General features: G+C 58.1%; 16 protein-coding genes and 1 pseudogene. 9 read left to right on the forward strand and 8 right to left on the reverse strand.

Annotation, left to right across the window (positions count from 1 at the left end; translation table 11 throughout):
• Window positions 1–13 precede the first annotated feature (13 nt).
• Complete coding sequence (locus OF122_RS13955) at window positions 14–2,086, reverse strand: recombinase family protein (protein ID WP_264224806.1); 2,073 nt, start codon at window positions 2,084–2,086, stop codon at window positions 14–16.
• Window positions 2,073–2,252 (reverse strand): hypothetical protein, encoded by a 180-nt coding sequence (locus OF122_RS13960; protein ID WP_264224807.1) that lies wholly within the window; start codon window positions 2,250–2,252, stop codon window positions 2,073–2,075. Before OF122_RS13960 ends, OF122_RS13955 begins: the two co-directional genes overlap by 14 nt.
• 306 nt (window positions 2,253–2,558) lie before the next feature.
• On the opposite strand from OF122_RS13960, the pseudogene OF122_RS13965 reads away from it, so the two are divergent.
• Window positions 2,559–2,786: pseudogene (locus OF122_RS13965) on the forward strand (transposase domain-containing protein); the annotation flags it as partial.
• A gap of 146 nt (window positions 2,787–2,932) precedes the next feature.
• On the opposite strand, the gene OF122_RS13970 reads toward OF122_RS13965, so the two are convergent.
• The 4 genes from OF122_RS13970 to OF122_RS13985 all read right to left on the reverse strand — a co-directional run bounded on the left by OF122_RS13970 (window position 2,933) and on the right by OF122_RS13985 (window position 9,949).
• Window positions 2,933–3,970 carry a hypothetical protein gene (locus OF122_RS13970; protein WP_264224808.1) on the reverse strand — a complete coding sequence of 346 codons (1,038 nt, stop codon included), beginning with the start codon at window positions 3,968–3,970 and terminating at the stop codon, window positions 2,933–2,935.
• A 109-nt stretch (window positions 3,971–4,079) separates the two neighbouring features.
• Window positions 4,080–5,435 carry an NADP-specific glutamate dehydrogenase gene (gdhA, locus tag OF122_RS13975; RefSeq protein ID WP_264224809.1) on the reverse strand — a complete coding sequence of 452 codons (1,356 nt, stop codon included), beginning with the start codon at window positions 5,433–5,435 and terminating at the stop codon, window positions 4,080–4,082.
• A 225-nt stretch (window positions 5,436–5,660) separates the two neighbouring features.
• Window positions 5,661–7,334, reverse strand: coding sequence for a dihydroxy-acid dehydratase (gene ilvD, locus OF122_RS13980; protein ID WP_264224810.1), 1,674 nt, complete (start codon window positions 7,332–7,334; stop codon window positions 5,661–5,663).
• Between the two features lie 647 nt (window positions 7,335–7,981).
• Window positions 7,982–9,949, reverse strand: coding sequence for a methyl-accepting chemotaxis protein (locus tag OF122_RS13985; RefSeq protein ID WP_264224811.1), 1,968 nt, complete (start codon window positions 9,947–9,949; stop codon window positions 7,982–7,984).
• Window positions 9,950–10,393: 444 nt separating this feature from the next.
• Between OF122_RS13985 and OF122_RS13990 the strand changes: the two genes are divergently transcribed.
• Window positions 10,394–10,834: a pseudoazurin gene (locus OF122_RS13990; RefSeq protein WP_264224812.1), complete on the forward strand. Its 441-nt coding sequence runs from the start codon at window positions 10,394–10,396 to the stop codon at window positions 10,832–10,834.
• Between the two features lie 56 nt (window positions 10,835–10,890).
• Entirely contained in the window at window positions 10,891–11,580 is a 690-nt protein-coding gene (locus OF122_RS13995) for an NnrU family protein (RefSeq protein ID WP_264224813.1), read from the forward strand.
• Here OF122_RS13995 and OF122_RS14000 read toward each other — a convergent pair.
• The gene (locus OF122_RS14000; RefSeq protein WP_264224814.1) at window positions 11,577–12,098 is read right to left on the reverse strand and encodes a DUF2249 domain-containing protein; all 522 of its coding nucleotides are present in this window, start codon (window positions 12,096–12,098) and stop codon (window positions 11,577–11,579) included. The genes OF122_RS13995 and OF122_RS14000 overlap by 4 nt on opposite strands.
• Window positions 12,099–12,269: 171 nt before the next feature.
• Between OF122_RS14000 and nirK the strand changes: the two genes are divergently transcribed.
• Both nirK and OF122_RS14010 read left to right on the forward strand, forming a co-directional pair.
• Window positions 12,270–13,415, forward strand: coding sequence for a copper-containing nitrite reductase (nirK, locus tag OF122_RS14005; protein WP_264224815.1), 1,146 nt, complete (start codon window positions 12,270–12,272; stop codon window positions 13,413–13,415).
• 80 nt (window positions 13,416–13,495) lie between these two features.
• Window positions 13,496–13,819, forward strand: coding sequence for a cupin domain-containing protein (locus OF122_RS14010; RefSeq protein WP_264224816.1), 324 nt, complete (start codon window positions 13,496–13,498; stop codon window positions 13,817–13,819).
• Window positions 13,820–13,832: 13 nt separating this feature from the next.
• Here the strand turns inward: OF122_RS14010 and murB are convergent, their stop codons facing one another.
• Entirely contained in the window at window positions 13,833–14,888 is a 1,056-nt protein-coding gene (gene murB / locus OF122_RS14015) for a UDP-N-acetylmuramate dehydrogenase (protein ID WP_319019368.1), read from the reverse strand.
• A 117-nt stretch (window positions 14,889–15,005) separates the two neighbouring features.
• On the opposite strand from murB, the gene ccoN reads away from it, so the two are divergent.
• From ccoN to ccoP, 4 genes are read left to right on the forward strand one after another with little or no spacing between them, the layout of a single operon-like run.
• A complete protein-coding gene (ccoN, locus tag OF122_RS14020; RefSeq protein ID WP_264224818.1) occupies window positions 15,006–16,655 on the forward strand; it encodes a cytochrome-c oxidase, cbb3-type subunit I in 1,650 nt (549 codons plus the stop codon).
• 5 nt (window positions 16,656–16,660) lie between these two features.
• Complete coding sequence (gene ccoO, locus OF122_RS14025) at window positions 16,661–17,452, forward strand: cytochrome-c oxidase, cbb3-type subunit II (RefSeq protein ID WP_264224819.1); 792 nt, start codon at window positions 16,661–16,663, stop codon at window positions 17,450–17,452.
• Between the two features lie 4 nt (window positions 17,453–17,456).
• On the forward strand, window positions 17,457–17,621 hold the full coding sequence (locus OF122_RS14030) for a cbb3-type cytochrome c oxidase subunit 3 (RefSeq protein ID WP_264224820.1): 165 nt from the start codon (window positions 17,457–17,459) through the stop codon (window positions 17,619–17,621).
• Entirely contained in the window at window positions 17,618–18,502 is an 885-nt protein-coding gene (gene ccoP, locus OF122_RS14035; RefSeq protein WP_264224821.1) for a cytochrome-c oxidase, cbb3-type subunit III, read from the forward strand. The genes OF122_RS14030 and ccoP overlap by 4 nt, the downstream gene beginning before the upstream one ends.
• Window positions 18,503–18,653 lie beyond the last annotated feature (151 nt).

Here is an 18,653-nt window from a genome sequence, read left to right on the forward strand (position 1 = left end):
ATGCACTCCATTGCTAAGTGTCTGTAAACATTGGAAGCGTGTTCGCGTCGACGGTGCGACACGGGCGACCTTTCCGGGCTATCGCGGTTTTGATCGTCTCCGACGCCAGGTCTTCGGCACGGATTTGGTACGGCGCACCGCGCACTACCTGAACAGCTGGGAGGGTGCCGGTCTTGATAAGGCGCCTGATCGCGTGGCGTGTAACGCCTAAAGCCTTGGCTGCCTCGGTCATGGTGAGCCATTCGCCATTTTTCTCAGCCGAACGGTAGGCATGGATGCCGCGAACCCGCCGAACCGACGAGACGCGGTGCGCCGTCCAAGTTTTTCCGTGGCCGGTGGGCAAACCCATCCGATTGAGCGACGCGGCGATATGCTCGTCAGACCAACGACCTGCCATGCTTCTCATTACTGCCAACGCATCTTCAGCTGTCGCGCAACCGTGTTCCCCCGCTTGGGGTTTGTGAACACGCAGTTCTGAGTGTTGGCCGCCCCGCCAGTGGATCGTGAGGACGACGTCCCGCACCGCATCGTCAACATCGACGATGATGTCGGCGATCAAGGTCCGGAGCAACTGCTGACGGGCACGCATCGTCACATCAGGCGCATCCCATGCCGCGGAGAGGTTTTCGGCCAAGTTGGCAAAAGCGCTTGGATCAACCTCGATGGTTGATGGGCTTCCGGGCGGTTGGCGTACTTCCAGATCCCGCACCCGGCGTAGCGCTACTTCCCAGTTTTTCTCCAGCTGGGCGGCAATCAGTCGATTGTCTGGATCACAGGCGGCATAGCGGCGCTCGGCGAGATTGGCCTCGTAACGGGCCTGCTGAAGTTCCAGATCGCGGATCTGGCGCTGATTATCTTGTCGTTCCCGGTGCATCCGCTCAGCCTCGAACGCGGCCTCGATCGCCAAGGGTTCTACCGCGCGCAGCAGCTCACGCGCAACAGCCGCGTCCACCCGAGGGCCTCCAAAGGTCATGCATCGGGGCAAGCCCATCATCAGGTTCGGCTTGTCGCAGCGATAGACGGGTCGGCTCTGCGGATTGCCGGTATAGGTGACCGACAGTCGCCGCCCGCACCGGGCACACGTCATCATGCCCGAAAGTAACGCCCGGCCGCCTCGGCCCGATTTCACACCACCGGCGCGACCGTAGTTGTTGAGGGCCAATTGCTGCTGGTTTCGCTCGTACTCGTCCCAGCTGATATAGCCTTCGTGGTGGTCTTTGATGAATACCTCCCACGTCCCGACCGGTTTGCTGTGGCCATAGCTCCGCCGCGCGCGCCCATCGACGATGGAGGTTCGTTTCTCGCTTTTCCCGTAAACATAAACTCCAGCGTAAAACGGGTTTTTGAGCACGGAGATCACGTTGCGATAGCGGATCGGCAGCCAGGTGAAGCTGGTCATGCGCCCTTCATCCGAAGGTCGAGGAAAGTGGATTTGATCGGCCGTCATCGATAACAACACTTGGCGCGCGCTGCCAAGTTCGCCGAAGCGGGTAAAGATGAGCCGGATCACCTCCTGCAAGCGCAGATCAGGGTCGAGCCCGAGACCCGCTTCACGGTGCCAGATGTAGCCGAACGGGACTGACAAGCGCAGTTCGCCACGGCGCGCCTTCGACCTGACAGCATCGTGCATTCGCGTTCTGAGCACGCCGAGCTCGAATTCGCTGATGCTGCCTTTCATGCCCAGGAGCAGGCGATCATTGGGTTGGCAAGGATTATAAACGCCGTCGTGATCGATGACACGGGCCTCGACGAGGCCGCAGAGCTCCAGAAGATGGTGCCAGTCACGGCCATTTCGCGCGAGCCGTGATGCATCCTGACACAAAACAGCGCCCACATTGCCCGCACACAGCCATGCGACCAGCCGATCAAAGCCGGGGCGCGCCACTGTTCCGCTCGCGGATCGCCCGAGATCGTCGTCGATCACCTCCACATCCATGAACCCGTGCTCGCGGGCAATGTCGACGAGGTCGTACTGCCGCCGCTGGCTCTCCAGATTGGTCATGACCTGGGACTGCGATGATTGACGCACATAGACAACTGCCTTGCGCTTCAGGAGTTGGGTGGGGATCAGATCAATTCCGTTCATCGCCGAGCTCCTCGACGATCAGACCGGCGGCCTGCATCAGAAGGTGGGCGAGTGCCCTCGTGGCCTCCGCTTGCTCCACCTCCTTCATCGCGTCCACCTTGCGGGGTTCGAACACCAGGCTCATCTGCCTGCCCGAGGTCGGCACAGGCGCGTCGTGCTGTTTCATCGACTTCCTCCCTTGCGATTCCATTTTCGCCCAGGGAGTGTGTGGGAACAGAAGTCGGCGTGACCAGTCTCTTGAGATCTGACAGTGCCGCAAGATCAACCTGCGGCCCGCCAATTCTCATCTCGGCACAGATCAGGGGGTCCACCATCCAGCCAGGAATCGAGATGATGGTGCCAGAGGGACCGTCAACTCTCAGAAACTGTCCCGTGGCCCGCTGCTGAACCTGCCGAACGGTTACCTTCTGTCCGAAATAGGGATGCCAGCGATAGTGAATTTGCCGCTCTTCCCCGACATGGGCAGAATGAACGGGCGATGGCATTGACCAGAAAAAATGCGTTATTCGCTGGAAACGACGTCGGCGCCGAGAACTGGGCGCTGCTCGCTTCGCTCGTGGCTACCTGCAAAATGAGCAACGTAAATCCCGTCGACTATATCGCCGACACCCTCCGAGCCTTGCTCGACGGCCATCCGAAAAGCCGTATCGAAGAGCTCATGCCATGGGCCTTCAGAAAAGCGTCAAGCCTCGCCGCATAGGGGAGCTAGAAAGCGCTTACACATCATCTGAAAACGGCGTCATCGGGACGTGCGCAGCGAGAATTAAGTGTCCGTCAAACCTATCCAAGTGCGGCTCCCCCGGATGAACGCGGCGTCCCAATGTTCCGATTGCCAGTTTAGTCGCTTTAAGGAATTTCCAGAGCAAAGGGCACAGTGATAACGTCGCCCCCGCCAACAAATTCCACCCAAAGCGCGTAGGCACCCGCTGCAGGAGGTGTGACATGAATGGCCATAGTCGATGAGACAGATCCGACAGCTTCAGCCGCGCCATGCATGGCGTGCTCATCATGGTCCATGGTTCCCTCAGCGCCCATCCCGGCTTCATCGCCCTCAACGTTCGCTTCCTCCGCTCCCGAAGGCATTTCGTGTTCAACAGGTTCGTTTGACGCTGGGTGGTGACTGTGTGCGTGCTCGTGGTACTCGACTGTCTCGGCGTGATGCCCATTCCCGTTGGGCCCGTCGGTCATAGCGTGAGCGTGGACGTAGGCAAGATCTTGGGCACGAACGAAAACAGCGTGCGCGGCAACTCCCAGATAAGGTTCAAGATCGGAGGCGGGCTGGCCGTCCTTTTCAACGGCAAGGGTGATCATCCCCTCCTTGCCGGCCTCCAGATCGGGCGCGCTTAATGTCACCCTATATCCTTGATCAGACGAGACAATCGGCCCATCTTTCACATCGACTGGCGGGGAGCCCAACAGCGTATCGGCTTGGGTGTCCAGATTCCCATTTTCTCCGACCTGCAGCTCGAAGCGCAACACCTGCTGGCCCAAGCCGGAGGGGGCTGCATCGGTATAGATGTGGTACCGGCCCGGTTCGGGAAAGTGAAGTTCGGTTGTAAAACGGCCGTCATCGCCGGCCGCCTTTACGTGTTCGTGAACAAGGTGAGACAGACCAGCATCGGTCGCGAGCAAGTGCAGCTCCTGGGTGAGCTCGACCTCGTATTGGGTGACTCGCTCACCAGTGTGGATGTCAGAATAAGACAGCTCGATGTGTCGAGACAATGGCCCGGTCTCGCTGACAACCATTTCTCCCGAGACCGCCGGTTGAACATTTGGCAGGGCAAAGCTGCCTTCCAGGATCTGATCTTGCGCCAGAGCGGGACCGACCCCTAGAACAGCGATAACCGCAAGACGCGTGGCAGGGACGAGTTGAGGGCGTTTCATGGTGTCTTTCCTTGTTTGGGACTGAAGCTCTTTGGAAGCGGGAGGTTCGTTGGCACCTGACAGTCAAAGCGATTGGGGAGCCGGGCAAGTGCTGGCACAGCCTTTGCCATCAGATAACGCCCAAGGCACGCATCGCCTCGGCAACCCTGACAAATCCAGCTATGTTGGCGCCCAGCACGTAATTGCCGGGGGCGCCGTACTCCTCTGCAGTGCTGGCGCAGGTGTCGTGGATTGCCCGCATGATCTCGGACAAACGCGCCTCGGTCTTGTCAAAGGTCCAGCTGTCGCGCGAGGCATTTTGTTGCATCTCGAGGGCTGATGTCGCGACACCTCCCGCATTGGCTGCCTTGCCAGGCCCGAACATGACGCCGGCGTGTTCAAATATGCGTATCGCTTCGGGCGTGCACGGCATATTCGCCCCTTCTCCCACGGCAACGACACCATTGGCCACCAATGTCTTGGCATCCTTGCCGGTCAGCTCATTCTGAGTCGCCGAGGGCATGGCCACGTCACACGGGATATCCCAGATCGACCCTTCCCCTGACTTGACGAAAAGGGCTCCGTGGGTTTCCCCTTTGAGCGCAACATAGTCGGCGATCCGACCGTGACGGATTTGTTTGACTTCCTTGAGAAGGGCGAGGTCAATGCCGTCTTCGTCAACGACATAACCAGAACTGTCGGACACTGCGACAACTTTGCCACCGAAGGACTGAACCTTTTCCACGCTGTATGTTGCAACGTTGCCCGAGCCCGACACCACCACGGTTTTGTCCTCAAAGCTCAGCCCACGAGTGGCAAGCATGGCGCGTACAAAGTAGGTGTTTCCATAGCCAGTGGCTTCGGTCCTGGCTCGCGATCCGCCGTAAAACAGAGCCTTGCCAGTCAGCACACCGGCTTCATAGCGGTTGGTGAGCCGCTTGTAGCAGCCGAACATATAGCCAATCTCTCGCCCCCCCACACCGATATCGCCTGCCGGAACATCAATGTACTCCCCGATGTGGCGGTGCAACTCGATCATGAAAGATTGGCAGAACCGCATGATCTCGCCATCCGAGCGCCCTCTTGGATCAAAGTCCGAACCACCCTTGCCACCGCCAATCGGCATTCCGGTGAGCGCGTTCTTAAACGTCTGTTCAAAGCCAAGGAATTTGATGATCCCCAGATTGACCGAGGGATGAAACCGAATGCCACCCTTGTAAGGGCCAAGTGCGGAATTGAACTGGACCCGAAAGCCACGATTGATCTGCACCGAGCCTTGATCGTCCACCCAGGGGACCCGGAAAATGATCTGCCGTTCAGGCTCGCAAATGCGTTCGATCAGCGCGTGCTCGAGATAATGGGGATGTTTTGCAATTACCCTGCCCAGACTTTCAAGCACCTCTCGAACCGCTTGTTGGAATTCAGGTTCCCCGGGGCTGCGTCCCAGCACCTGCTCAAGGAGCGGCTCTAACTTTTCGTCGATCATCGCTTACTCCGACTTTGACGCCGCGCTCATGAAAAAGGGATCTGCTCGACCCGGGCTCAGCTTATGTTCCAACGCGCAAGGGCTGCACAGCTATTGCCCCACGAATGCCAGAGCCTCGCACCATTCTCTTTGCGCCAGCGCAAAGATTGAATTGACCGACCAAACCGTGGCGATGGGTAGCGTCAAAGCCATAGCCTGCAATATCAAAGCGTGACGGCGCTGCCTTTATCCCGTGCTGGCGCCCTGGCATGCCGGTCGCGCTGATTGCGCGTACTTGCCCAGAACCCCTCCAGTGTATTTTGGAGCCGGTCGGCGCCAGACCGCTCGCCGCCGTTGCAGCTCTTGATCCTCGACGTCGAGCTCGAGCAATCGCGCCTTGGCGTCAATGGTGATGAGATCGCCCTCTTGCACCAGAGCAATCGTCCCACCCTCGAACGCTTCGGGCGCGACATGGCCCACAACCAGCCCCCATGTTCCGCCCGAGAACCTGCCATCGGTAATCAGTCCAACGCTCTCGCCCAGCCCCTGCCCCACCAAGGCCGATGTGGGCGCAAGCATTTCGGGCATGCCCGGTCCTCCACGAGGCCCCAGATACCGCAGGACCACAATATCGCCGGCCGATATTTTGTTGTCGAGAATGGCGCCTAGGGCCGATTGTTCGTCGTCAAATACGCGGGCTGGACCTTTGAGAACGGTTTTAGATAGGCCAGAAATCTTGGCGACTGCTCCATCGGTCGCGAGATTTCCTTTCAAAACGGCCAGGTGCCCCTCTGGATAGAGTGCTGCGTCCAGGGAAGTTATGACATTTTGCCCCCGAGGCGGTGCCGCGGGCACCAGCTCGAGTTCCTGCGCCAATGTCCGGCCAGTGATCGTGAGGCAATCCCCGTTCAGCTTGCCCGCATCAAGAAGCATCTTGAGCACCTGCGGAACGCCCCCAGCCTGGTGTAGGTCAACTGCCATATATTGGCCAGAAGGCTTGAGGTTGCAGATGATCGGAATCCGCTTGCGAACCGTTTCGAAGTCATCGAGTTCCCATTCCACCCCCGCTGCACGAGCAATCGCCAAATAATGTAGGACTGCATTAGTGGAACCCCCAGTTGCCATGACCAGTGCAACCGCGTTCTCGATCGATTCGCGTGTCACGATGTCGGACGGCTTGAGCCCGTTTCTGACCGCTCTTGCCAAGGTCCGAGCGGATCGATCTGCAGACGCACGCTTTTCCTCATCCGGATTGGCCATGCTGGAGGAGCCAAGCAACGACATCCCAAGCGCTTCAAAAGAGCCCGCCATGGTGTTGGCCGTATACATCCCGCCACAGGACCCGGTGCTAGGACATGCATTGCGTTCAATTCCCTTGAAATCCTCCTCACTCATCGTCCCTGCCATATAAGCACCAACAGCCTCAAAGGCAGAGACAATGGATAGGTCCTGGCCCTTCCATCGGCCAGGCTTGATCGTCCCCCCATAAACATAGATGGAGGGAACATTGGCTCGAAGCATCCCGATCATGCCCCCAGGAAGGTTCTTGTCACACCCGCCCACGACCAGCACGCCGTCCATCCACTGACCTTGCACCGACAATTCTACGCAGTCGGCAATCACTTCGCGGGAGACCAAAGAATACTTCATTCCCTCGGTGCCCATGGCCATACCGTCCGAAATGGTGGGGACGCCAAAAATTTGGGGGTTGGCTCCTTCTTGCTTGATGGCTGCTGCCGCTGCATCAACAAGGCTCTGAAGGCCCGCATTGCACGGGGTGATCGTGGAATGGCCATTGGCAATGCCAACAATAGGTTGATCGAAATCTTTCTCCTCATAGCCCAGAGCATAAAACATGGCTCGGTTGGGTGAACGCGCGATGCCGTGGGTGATATGACGGGAGCGATCATTATGGGCCATTGGGTCCTCCTTGGCAGACTGTGAGACACCTTGATGGTGAGGTAACGGTGAGCTTTCTGGTTTGGTTCGACAGCGCGGACAGTGCGAGCCCGTGTTGGTCCAGACCGCGGGCCGATCTGACCGAGGGCCGAGCGCCCAATCGCCGCTTAACCCGCTAGCGTCATATCGATGTCGCGCTGCTTGTTAAGCAGCACTGAATGGGTGGAACGAAACACCCACCCGGCACAGTTGCACAAAGCACATGGCAAAAATGGCAACCCTCGATCCACCAGGGTTGGCCATCTCAAGCGGCTGCAGCGCGGGCAATTTCCATCCGCCAGCAAAAAAGAGTGGCGTGAGGGCCCACGGGCGGGCCTGACCAGAGGGCGCGGGCTGGGCAAAATTGTAACGCCCCTCCACGTTCATCAGCCCAGTCGCAGCCAGCACACGGCAGTTGGCTGGCCGAAAGTGTGGTCTTGATCCCACCCTGGCCAGAGCAATTCACTGCTCGCCCGCCATGGATGCCCGCCCCGAAAAGGATGCACGCACTTCCCAATCGCGCTGTTTTTTGCCCGAAGGTAGCGAACCGAGTGGATCGGGCACGGGCATGACAACGCCACAACCCTCAACCCCTATTTATCAGTCGGGTCCAGCGTCCTTGGTCGAGATCAGAACTCGTTCCAATCGCTATCGATGGCGGCGTTACCCAAAGAGAGATGGGCGGCCGCCGCGTGTTTTCCATTGTGCTGGAGACCGTGCTTGTCGGTAGCGATGGGCCTGACCCGATCGGCACTGGCAACAGCAGGGGCCGGCTTGTGCGACTGGCTGGTCGCGGTCGCACCCTGGATACGGAAGATCTCCACGATCCGGTCGAGCGCAATTGCCTGCTCCTCGGTCTGGGCGATTGCGGCGTTGGTCTGTTCAACAAGTGCGGCGTTGTGCTGGGTCATCTCGTCCAACTGACGCACCGCGGCGTTGACCTCCTCGATCGAGGCGGCCTGCTCGCGGCTGTCACTGGCAATGGTCTGCATCTGCCCGGTGTTGGCCCGCGCTGCCGCGAGCATGGCCACAAGCTTTTCTGCCGCCTGCGCCACAAGACGTCTGCCGCCATCGACCTCATTGGCCGATTGCTCAATAAGCGTCTTGACCTCCGAGGAGGCTACCGCCGCCGACTGCGCCAGCCGCCGCACCTCGACAGCCACCACCGAAAATCCCTTGCCCGCTTCCCCGGCCCGCGCCGCTTCCACAGACGCATTTAGCGCCAAAAGATTGGTCTGGAAGGCAATGTCGTCGATAAGCTTGATGATGTCGGACACCTTGGCCGAGGATGTGGTAATCCGCTCCATGGCCGAGGTCGCCTCTTCCATCACCTGCCCACCCTCTTCAGCCGACTGGGTGACCGTGGCTGCGGTCTTTGAGGCTTCCAGGGCCCGCTTGGCGTTTTCCAGAACCGTCGCTGCCAGCTGCTCCATGGCCGCCGAAGTCTCCTCGATGGTCGAAGCCTGGCGCGTGGTGCGTTCGGACAGGTCATCGGCGCCCGACAGGATCTCCCCGGTCGCAATCTTTAGGTTCCTTGACGTGTCGCGCAATTGCGCCACCATATCGCTTAGACTTTGCGCAGTGCGGTTAAAGTCAGCTTTGAGCTCATGCCACTTGCTCGGCATATCTTGGGTGACACGATGGCAAAGATCTCCTGCCGCAAGCGCCGACAGACCCTGCGCCAAGACCGTAGCGGCCACTTGATCGGCTTGAGCCTCGCGCTCCTTTTCCTGGTGCGCTGTGGCCCGCTCTTGTTCGGCAGCCATCCGATCGGCGTCGTGACGCTGCCGGGCTTGGGTGGCTTGGGCTTCTGCGGCGCGTTTCTCGATCCCGGCTTGCTTGAAAACTAATACCGCCCGTGCCATGTCGCCGAGTTCGTTTTTTCCATCGGTGGCTGGGACCTCAACGCTGTCGTTACCCGCGGCAAGTTCGCTCATGGCGTTTGTCAGCGCATTGACGGGCCCGGTCACGGACCGGGTAATGGCAAAGGCCGCCCCACCCATGATGGCGACACCTGCCAACAACGCCGCGCCGAGTACTTTTACGTTGTCCCAGAACATATTGGTCAGATCGTCGATATAGACCCCTGTCCCTACGACCCAGCCCCACTCTGTGCCCTGAACGTGGGAAAGTTTGGGTTGAGCCAGATCACTGCCCGGCTTGGGCCACAGGTAATCGACAAAGCCGGAGCCGCTCGCTTGGACGGTCTTGACGAACTCGACAAACAACAGCTTGCCCTCAGGGTCCGCGTTGTTTGAGAGATCTTGTCCATTAAGCTCGGGCTTGAACGGATGCATTACCATCGTGGGGCCCATGTCATTGATCCAGAAATACTCGGTTCCGCTGTAGCGCATGGCTGCAATGGCAGCGATTGCCCGCTCTTGTGCCTCCGGCACGGTCAACTCCCCGGCCCCGGCGCGCGCTGCGTAAGCTTCAACCACCGCGGTTGCACTGTCGGTCAAGACCGACAGCATTGCCTTGCGATTTTCCACCATTCGCTGCTGAGTATTGTGCAGCGAGAAAACGGTGCCCGCGATCATCATGGCCAGCGCTAGCGCGCCCATGATCAACAGCTTTGTGGATATGCGCATGGCCATGATGAGATCCTTTGATATCTGCTCTTTGATGTTGTCCAACAGATGGAGTAAACAATGCACTAAGCAGATCAGCCGACAGTCCTGAAACCGCGAGACAAGCCCCGGTCCGCGCTGTAGAAATACGTATCGACACAGTGTCGCAGGGCTTTTGACTCGAAGTTGGTGGAAATCAGCTGGTTATCGATTGCCTCAAGGCCTTGGTTGCAGGCGGGTGGCGAAAATAAGCCGGTGTCTCTAATCTGGGCCATGGCGTGATCTCGTGCCGATGCTAGACCCCGGCTGGGTGGTTTTGAGATCACACCGAGATTGCACCCTTAAACCTTAACCGGCCCGCTCGATACGGCCGGTTTTTCGTTTGTGTTTGTGCCAGCTCAAAGTTCGATTGGCACGGGCTGGGTATTGAGAGGGCGAACATAACGTTCACCAAAACTCATGGAGACAAAAATGATCAGGACCGCTCTTACCGCCTTGATGCTCACGGTCGGGCTTGCTGGCGCCCCAGCATGGGCCGCCGATCACGAGGTTCAGATGCTCAATCGCGGTGATGCGGGGCCAATGGTGTTTGAGCCTGCTGGCATCAAGATCGAGCCCGGTGACACGGTAACCTTCGTGGCCACTGACCCCGGACATAATGCCGAGACCATCGCGGGCATGTTCCCCCAAGGGGCTGAAGCCTTCCGCACCACGATCGGGGAAACAGTCACCGTCACCTTCGATGTCGAAGGGGTTTATGGCATCAAATGCACGCCTCACTACGCCATGGGCATGGTGGCCTTGATCCAGGTTGGGGACGCGCCCGAAAATCTCGAGCAGGCAAAAGCAACCACGCTTCCTCCCAAGGCAAAGGAGCGATTTGAAGCAGCTTACCAAGAACTGGGGCTCTAGCTTCAAAAAAGGGGGCGCACAAATTACTGCCGCCCCCTTCTTAGCAAGGATGATCGATGCCCGAATTTGCGCTCGCACTCACACTATTTGTCCTGTCCCACCTCGTCCCATCGCTCCCAGGGGTGCGCGCGCGCATCATCGCCATAATCGGCCGCAAAGCCTATCTGATCGGCTACGCAACCCTGTCGGTTGTCCTTCTCGCTTGGGTCTTGCTTGCAGCCGTTTCTGCTCCCGTGTCGGTGTTGTGGATGCCAGCTGGCTGGCAGGCATGGATCACGCTGGTTGTTTCTCCCATCGCACTGTTTCTCATCATAGCCGGACTGATTTCACCCAACCCACTCTCTTTAAGCGCGCGGCGAAGTCAGCTTGGTGAGGCTGGTGCCGTAGTAACAATCACGCGCCACCCCGTGTTCTGGGGATTTGCCCTGTGGAGTGCATCTCATATTCCCCCCAACGGTGATTTGCGGTCACTTCTTCTATTTGGTAGCCTGACCATTCTGGCCGTCTCGGGTTTCTGGCTGTCCGATAAACGAGCACGCAGGGCGCTGGAAGGCCAGTGGCAGGCGCTAGCGCGAACCACTTCGATCATCCCGTTTCTTGCTGTCATTTTGGGACGTACCCGCTTGCGGTGGGACAGCTGGCTCACTCTCGCCCTGTTGCTTGCAATCGCTTTGACATCCTGGCTTGTCCTGGGAGGCCACGCCGCTCTGTTTAGTGCCGATCCAATCAGCGCCACGCGGTATTAGTCGGCTAGCCCTTTTTTTAAAGCCGCGCGGATCATTAGACCAAACCCCTCAACCATATCGTCATAGCTCCAAGCCCATTGATGACCCGCACGTGTGAAACGGTCCAGCCAGTCACCGGGCGGATCTGCCAGGAGCATATAAGCAACGCCACCGCTCCCAAGGCTCTCCACGATATCTTCAACAGCTGCAACCGCAGTGGCGGTATCATGCTTGCTCAGATCGACAAGTCTTGTTGGATCTGGCCAGATCGCAACGTCATCGGCCAGCGGCGAGACACTCAAATTGCGGCGCGGCTGTGGTGTGAAAGTAACCTGCCAACTCCCGTCCGAGACACGCTCTGATCGGCTTTCAAATCCCTTGCGCGACATAACATCCAACAAAGGCACGGGCTTGAATGGTGCTATGAGTACCAAGCTCTGTTGAGGCAATAGCTCCCCGACTACCTGCATAATTTTTGCAAAAGGATCCTGGCCGCTTGCCAGTAGCGGACGGACATCCAGTTTTAAATCACTAGCCACGACAAACGTCCTCCAAATCTAACACCTGTTTTGTGCGCAAACACGCCTTGCTTCTTTTTTCCAGATCAACTTTCCTATCCATTGTGCCGTGCTAGGAATTTGATCAAGGAACCGGCGGCTAGGGCAAAAGTTTCCCAAAGGTTACCTTCAACAACATGGAGAACGCTTGAAATGAAAGTCAAATCAGACCCCACCGATCGCCCCGATGATCACGTGGCATCCAAGCTTTTAGACCGGCGGTCTCTGTTAGCGGGATCAGCCGGGCTGGGACTGGGCGCCCTTCTCGGTGCGCCTCCGGCCCTTGCCCAGCACAACCACAGGATGGTGGTCGCAGACCACGACCACGCAGGCCCGATGAGCGATCGCGTCTATTCGGTCAATCCGGTGCATCCAGACATGGCCGATATTGCCGAAAACCCCGCCAATGTGCCCCCTCCGATCGAGCGCACTGAGCCGGCCACGATTGACGTCGAACTCGAGACTATCGAAGTCGAAGCTCACCTTTCTCACAACAGCACGTTCCGCTACTGGACATTTAATGGGACCGTGCCCGGCCCCTTCATCCGGGCGCGCGTCGGGGACACAATCAACGTGACGCTCAAGAATCATCCCGACAGTTGGATGATGCACAACGTCGATTTCCACGCCGCGACCGGCCCGGGTGGCGGCGCTGAGGCGACATCGGCAGCACCTGGCGAGGAAAAGAGTTTCAGCTTCAAGGCCCTCAATCCGGGCATATACGTCTATCACTGCGCTGTCCCGCCCGTGGCGCTGCACATCGCCAATGGCATGTATGGGCTCATCCTGATCGAACCCGAAGAAGGGCTGCCGCCAGTCGACAAGGAATTTTATGTCATGCAGGGCGAAATCTATACCAATGAGCCCTTTGGCACATCCGGACTGCTTACGGAAAGCTATGAAAAACTGCTCGATGAACGTCCAGAATACTTCGTGCTGAATGGCCACGTCGGAGCGCTTACCGATCATTACCCGATGCGCGCAAATGTCGGTGAGACCGTTCGCATCTACTATGGCGTGGGCGGCCCCAATTACGCATCCAATTTCCATATCATCGGGGAAATTTTCGACAAGGTCTACCTCTATGGTTCGCTGGTCAGCCCCCCGCTCGAAAGCGTGCAGACAGTGATGGTCCCAGCCGGCGGTGCTGTCGCCGTGGAACTTAAATGCGAAGTCCCGGGCCGCTACGTGCTGGTCGATCACGCCCTGTCACGGGTTGAGCGTGGACTTGCTGGCTATCTTCTCGTGGAAGGCGATGCCGCGCCAGACATCTTCGATGCGCCCGAAGAAGCCGAATAAGAACGCGTTGGGGCGGCCATCGGGCCGCCCCAAAAGTTCAACCGCTCACGCTGACCCGACACTTTAAGAGGAAGAGCAGAATGGCGCTTTCCCATGTTGAACCCGGACACTCGCGAAACCTGCTTGGCGACCCTCAGACCACCAGGTCGTCCGCGCTGGTTAAAACCGATGCCTTCGAGGCAATCAAACTCATCGTTCCTCAGGGCCGCTTGATAGCCCCCCATGCTGTTGAGGGCCCAATGACCCTTTATTGTATTTCGGGCCGTATAGCGCTCATCGTCGACGAAAAAGAGGTGGAAATGAAAACCGGCGACTGGCTCTACCTTGAAGGTGGAAAAACGCACGCGGTCCGCGGGATCGAGGACGCCAAATTGATCCTGACGATCATGTATGTTGAAAAATAATGCTAATGGACTTCTACAACGCCCGGGGCTCCTGGACCAAGTCCACCGAGAATTTCTCGTTCACGCACTTGCGGACGTATTCGGCCAGTAACGCCACATCTTGCTGACGAGCACCACCATGATTGATAAGCACCAAGCCATGATCGGCACTGATGCCGGCCCCGCCCCTTCGCATGCCCTTGAGCCCGCACTGCTCGATCAGCCATCCTGCCGACAGCTTGACCCGACCGTCCGGCGTCGGGTGAACGGGTATAGTGGGAAAGTGATTTTGCAGTCGAAGCGCATGGGTTTGCGCTACCACCGGATTGTGGAAAAAAGAGCCAGCATTGCCTATCTGCCGCCAATCGGGCAACTTGCGTTCACGCAAGCTCACCACCGCGTCCTTGATTTGGTCCGGAGTGCCCTGCTCGAGACCCTCAAGCCCACTGTAGCCAACACGCGGCTGCCATTCGCGCGGCAATCTCAACGTCACCTCAACGATAATGAAACGCCCAGGCTCTCTCTTGAAAATGCTGTCTCTGTAGTCAAACCGACACGCCGGACCGTCGAATTCGCAGAACTCAAGTGTGGCAGTATCCAGGGCAACCAAAGACTCGAAAAACTCGGCAAGTTCGACCCCATATGCCCCTATATTTTGCACCGGCCCAGCGCCAACCGACCCAGGAATACCCGCAAGATTTTCAAGTCCGGGCATGTTTTGGGTCAGGGTCCATTCGACCAGCCCATGCCAGGATACCCCAGCCCCGACAGTGACAAAATCGGCCACCCGGGTCCTATCGGTGATCTCACAACCTCCGATCCTCATCAACAAGACGAACGCTTCGATGCGTTCGCTCAAAACGACATTGCTCCCCTCCCCCAGCACGTGAAGGGCAAGTTCATTTCCTCGCGCGTGACGCACAGCATCGATCACGTCAGCCCGACTGTATGCAACCGCACCCAGGCGCGCATAAGACGTAAGGCCGAACGTATTGTGCATGGAAAGTTCAAAATGGCTTATGGGCAGCATCGACTCACACGAGGATGGGAACAGCGGGATGTGGCAAGTCGCCACACGCGCCCGCGACATGAAGTGGACGGTATAGCAGCAGTAGGTAGTATGATAAATCGGACTGTTGACGGACTTTTCCTCCTCGCTATGGTTGGTTTGGGGCCCGTTGATCTATTCCTGGGGGAGAGTTGATTTATGCTAGCGCAACTCACAAGAGCGGAACGTCACAGCTGTATCGCTTTGGTTCTGGTGGTGCTCGGATTGGGCGCTACATTAACGATTGCTGGACTGCGTGATCCGCTCGGCACCCATGGCCTGCTCATCGTAGCCCTCTGCCTGGGCGCGCTGGTCTATCTGGTAAAGGGGTACGATTTGCCCCAGCCGACCGAGGATCGCACAAACGCCTATTATGATGATCCAACCCGGGTCGGGATAGCCCTGACGATGGCATGGGCAATCTTTGGGATGTTCATGGGGGTCTGGGTCGCCGCTCAGTTGGCCTGGCCCGAACTCGAATTCGGGGCTGCCTGGTCCGGCTTTGGACGGCTGCGACCAGCCCATACGACCGGCGTGATCTTTGGGTTTGGCGGCAACGCGCTCATTGCAACATCGTTTCATGTGGTGCAGCGCACCTCGCGCGCGCGCCTTGCAGGTCAGGTCCTGCCCTGGTTTGTTCTTTTCGGTTACAACCTGTTCTGCATCCTCGGGGTCACCGGTTATTTCATGGGCATCACCCAGTCCAAAGAATACGCCGAGCCCGAGTGGTATGCCGATCTTTGGTTGGTGGTGGTCTGGGTCGCCTACTTCGTTTTGTTTCTCAAAACGCTCGCCCGGCGCAAGGAACCTCATATCTACGTCGCCAACTGGTATTATTTGGCTTTCATTGTCGTTGTGGCCATGCTCCATATCGTCAACAATCTCGCCGTGCCGGTTTCGTTGGGCAGCGCCAAGAGCTACGTGGTCTGGGCGGGGGTCCAGGATGCCATGGTCCAATGGTGGTATGGGCACAATGCAGTTGCATTTTTCCTCACCGCCGGATTCCTGGCGATGATGTATTACTATCTGCCCAAGCGGGCCAATCGTCCGATCTTTTCCTATCGGCTTTCAATTCTCAGCTTCTGGGGCATAACCTTCTTTTATATGTGGGCCGGCTCCCACCACCTTCACTACACCGCCCTGCCCCATTGGGTGCAAACACTGGGCATGACATTTTCCGTCATGTTGCTGGTGCCCTCCTGGGCCTCGGCCGGCAATGCATTGATGACGTTGCGCGGTGCCTGGCACAAGGTCAGAGATGACGCGACTCTAAGGTTCATGGTCGTTGCCGCAATTTTTTACGGCCTTTCCACTTTCGAGGGCTCGTTCATGGCCATCCGGCCCGTCAACTCCCTCTCCCACTACACCGACTGGACGGTGGGACACGTGCATGCGGGCGCACTGGGATGGGTGGCTCTCATCACCTTCGGAGCGCTTTATACGGTGGTTCCTTCGCTCTGGAATCGCGCGGGCATGTTCTCCAACAAACTGGTCGAGCTGCATTTCTGGCTCTCGCTGGCCGGAACCCTGATCTATGTGTTTGCAATGTGGAACTCAGGCATTGTCCAGGGCCTGATGTGGCGCACCTATACCGAGGGTAACACTTTGGCCTATTCCTTCGTCGACACGCTGGTGGCCATGTACCCCTATTATATTGCGCGTGCCTTCGGAGGGCTGCTGTTTCTGATCGGAGCAATCGTTGCCGCCTACAACATTTACATGACGGTAAAGAAGGGCCCGGCCATGGTCGAGCAGGCCGATGACACCCCCTTGGGCACACTGCAACACCAGACAAATCCGGCGGAGTAAGAGACGTGGCAGAACTGTTTCACCGGAAAATCGAGCGTACTGCCATCGGATTTGTCCTGGCGATTATCGCGGCCGCAAGTGTGGGGGGGATCGTCGAGATCGTCCCGCTTTTTACCATCGATGAGACTGTGGAAGATGTTCCCGACATGCGGCTGTATACGCCGCTCGAATTGGCAGGGCGCGACATCTATGTTCGAGAGGGATGTTATGCATGCCACTCCCAGATGGTGCGCACCCTGGTCGATGAGGTCGACCGCTACGGCCCCTATTCGCTTGCCGTTGAGTCGCAATACGACCATCCAATGCAGTGGGGGTCCAAGAGGACCGGACCCGACCTCGCCCGCGTCGGCGGCAAATATTCCGACATCTGGCACGTGGCGCACCTGATCAATCCGCGACAGGTAACCCCCGAGTCGAACATGCCTGCCTATCCATGGCTCATGGAGACCGAGCTTGACGTCTATGAGCTGGCCGGCCGACTGAATGCCCAGCGGATGGTCGGCGTGCCCTATACCCAGGAAATGGTCGAGAACGCAGCCACCGATGCCATTGCCCAGGCCGACCCTGAGAGTTCATTTGGAACCGGGCTCGCTGCACGTTACGGCGAAGAAACTCAGGTGAGCTTGTTTGACGGTGTAACAGGAACAGTCACCGAGATGGATGCATTGGTTGCTTATCTGCAGATTCTGGGTCTGCTGACCAATGCGGCCTATGAGCAGAGCCCGGACATGCAGGAGGCGCCCGATGTTGCGGGTGAAGACGCTTCGCAATTGATCTCCCCATCGGTCGAGGAGTGAGGATATGGAGTTTGACCACAGCACGCTCGTTGCCTTTTCCAAGAGCTGGGGCCTGTTCTACCTCATCGCCATGGCCATAGGTGTGATGATTTATACCTTCTGGCCGCGAAATAAGGACAAGTTCCATCGCGCCAAACACAGCATACTCGACAAGGACGACCGGCCATGAGCGAGAAGGAGCGCGACGAGGTCACAGGGGAACAGACCACCGGGCATGAATGGAACGGGATCAAGGAACTCGACACGCCCGTGCCGCGCGGCATTTTGATCTTTGTCATTGTGACCCACGTCTTTGCGGTGATCTGGTGGGTGCTGATGCCAGCTTTTCCGCTCGGTTGGACCTACACACCCGGTGTGCTGGGCATCAATCAGGTAAACAGTGCCAATGAAGCCATCACCGAGATTCAGTCGTCACGCGAAGCCTGGAGCACGGCCGTTTTGGAGTTGCCGGAAGACGAGATCCTGGCGGATGCAGCCTTGATGGAACAGGTCACTGGCGCCGGCCATCAGTTGTTTGGGGACAATTGCGCAGCCTGTCATGGCAGGGATGCCGAAGGCGGCGTGGGTTATCCTGACCTGACCGATAACGACTGGATATGGGGTGACGGCAGCGTAACTGCGATTGCCGATACATTGCGCATCGGCATCAACGCCCAGCATGTCGACACCCGGTTTGCGCAAATGCCGGCCTTTGGTGCCCAACAGATGCTGTCGCGGCCCGAAGTGATAAACGTGGCGCGCTATGTCTACTCGCTGAGCAATCCAGACTATTCCACAGCGGAAAATCTCGAGAGCCTTCAGGCCGGACGCGAGAGCTTTGCAACCAATTGTGCGGGATGCCACGGGGAAGACGCCACGGGCTTTCCTGAGGCCGGCGCGCCCAACCTTGCCGATGGCACCTGGATTTATGGTGGTGAGCTTACCGACATCATTGCGTCCGTGCACGGTGGACGCGTTGGCCATATGCCGTCCTGGGAAGAACGGCTGACCCCAGCCCAGATCCGCACGCTGGCTCTTTACGTGTATTCCTTAGCCAATCAGGTGCCCTGATCATGGGAGACGGCACACCTGCACCAAAGCGAATTCGCACAAGGACATATGTGATCCTGGGAATCGGTATTGCAACGGCGCTGTTCGTGGGCGCCAACGCCCACCTTGTCTTTGTCGCCTTCAGTTCGCAACCTGCATGTGTCGATCACGT

Source organism: Pelagibacterium flavum (genome assembly GCF_025854335.1).
Taxonomy (GTDB): domain Bacteria; phylum Pseudomonadota; class Alphaproteobacteria; order Rhizobiales; family Devosiaceae; genus Pelagibacterium; species Pelagibacterium flavum.